The organism is Priestia sp. SIMBA_032, assembly GCF_046535215.1.
Lineage (GTDB): Bacteria > Bacillota > Bacilli > Bacillales > Bacillaceae_H > Priestia > Priestia aryabhattai.
In genome coordinates, this window is the sequence record NZ_JAWRXD010000233.1 from 1 (window position 1) to 364 (window position 364).

The window sequence follows — 364 nt, forward strand, 5'->3', positions numbered from 1 at the left end:
CTTTCTCGGGGGCAGTCCGTTGAAGTCTGAGTTGATCTTTATCCACGGTCACATTCGGGCTGGAAGGACTGCCGCGCAGAAGCGACAACTTCTCGAGGACATTTCGCAAGTAGTCGTTGAGGCTGCTGGTACACAAGGCCGCTCCGTGTGGGTGTATGTATCTGATTTGCTTCCCTCGCAGATGGTCGAATATGGCAAGGTCTTGCCGGAGCCGGGAGCTGAAGCGCAATGGCTTGAGTCGATGTCCGACGAGGATCGCCGATATCTGCTCGGAGTCTAGGGCGTAATCTAAATAAGTGAACGGGCGAATTGGAGGGGACATGAGCACATCGATATACACCGAACAACCATCGAAAGGGATGAG

General features: G+C 53.8%; 1 protein-coding gene. It reads left to right on the top strand.

All coding sequences use genetic code 11. From position 1 onward, the window contains the following. Positions 1–280: tautomerase family protein (locus SB717_RS34145; RefSeq protein ID WP_410907262.1), on the top strand; the 280-nt coding region annotated here is incomplete at its 5' end. Positions 281–364 lie beyond the last annotated feature (84 nt).